The sequence below is a fragment of the Actinoplanes sp. NPDC051633 genome (assembly GCF_040681735.1).
Taxonomy (GTDB): domain Bacteria; phylum Actinomycetota; class Actinomycetes; order Mycobacteriales; family Micromonosporaceae; genus Actinoplanes.
This window is the reverse complement of sequence record NZ_JBFAZH010001708.1, coordinates 1-1,221: the sequence shown is the minus strand read 5'-3', so window position 1 is coordinate 1,221 and position 1,221 is coordinate 1. Positions and strand designations below refer to the sequence as shown.

The 1,221-nt window shown below is 69.0% G+C and carries 2 protein-coding genes; one reads left to right on the top strand and one right to left on the bottom strand.

Annotated elements, in window-relative coordinates; translation table 11 throughout:
• Positions 1–591 (bottom strand): acyl-CoA dehydrogenase family protein (locus AB0M20_RS44525; RefSeq protein ID WP_364307632.1); only part of this gene is annotated, 591 nt, incomplete at its 3' end.
• A gap of 165 nt (positions 592–756) precedes the next feature.
• On the opposite strand from AB0M20_RS44525, the gene AB0M20_RS44520 reads away from it, so the two are divergent.
• On the top strand, positions 757–1,221 hold a 465-nt coding region (locus AB0M20_RS44520), incomplete at its 3' end, for an NAD(P)-binding domain-containing protein (protein ID WP_364307634.1).

Genomic DNA, 1,221 nt, shown 5'->3' with positions numbered 1-1,221 from the left:
GCTGACGCCCTCGTCACCCTTCTCCACCACGAACGCCGTGATGCCGCGGCTGCGCGCGGCGGCGTCGGTCACTGCGAAGACCGTGTAGTACTCCGACACGCCCGCGTTGGTGATCCAGCGCTTCACGCCGTTGAGCACCCAGGAGTCACCGTCGCGGACGGCCCGGGTGGTCATCGAGGCGGCGTCGCTGCCGGCCTCGGGCTCGGAGAGGCAGTACGAGAACATCGCCTCCCCGGCCGCGACCGGGGTCAGATAGCGACGCTTGAGGTCGTCGGAACCGGCCAGGATCAGGGGCATCGTGCCGAGCTTGTTCACCGCCGGGATCAGCGACGACGACGCACAGGCGCGCGCCACCTCCTCGATCACGATCGCGGTGGCCAGAGCGTCCGCGCCCGCCCCGCCGTACTCCACCGGAATGTGCGGGGCGTGGAAGTCGGCCGCCCGCAGGGCGTCGTAGCTGGCCTTGGGGAACTCGCTGTTCTCGTCCGCCTCGGCCGCGTTCGGCGCGACCCGGGCGTCGCAGACCTCGCGCACCGCGGCGCGGATCGTCTCGTGGTCTTCCGGCAGTCGGTACACGTCGAACTCGCTCATGGTGCCCTCTCAGACGCAAATGTTACTGACGCGTAGGCTACGCCAGTCCCCAGCCGAACGAGAGCCGTGAGAGAGTCTTCGTCCGTGACGATCCCGTACCCGGCACAGCCGTCCGCCCTGGCGTTCCCTCAGGTCTTTCCGCCCTCCGGAGCGCCACGCCCGCGGCTGGCCTTCCTCGGCACCGGCTATCTGGGCGCCACCTACGCAATCTGCTTCGCCGAGCTGGGCTACGAAGTGCTCGGCGTCGACGTCGACGAGGCCAAGATCGCCAGTCTGGCGGGCGGCGAGGTGCCGTTCCACGAGCCCGGACTGGACGAGCTGCTGCACAACAACCTCGCGTCCGGGCGGCTGCGGTTCACCACCTCCTACGAGGAGGCGGCCGAGTTCGCCGACGTGCACTTCATCTGCGTGGGCACGCCGCAGCGGGGCGACGGGATGGGCGCCGACCTCACGTACGTGGAGTCCTCGGTCTCGAATCTCGCCCGGCACCTCAAGCGCCGGGCGCTGATCGTCGGCAAGAGCACCGTCCCGGTCGGCACCGCCGAGTGGATCGAGCAGCTGGTCGCCAAGCACACCGACCCGGCGCTCGATATCGAGATGTTTATGCCATACGGTCGGGCTATTCTTTTG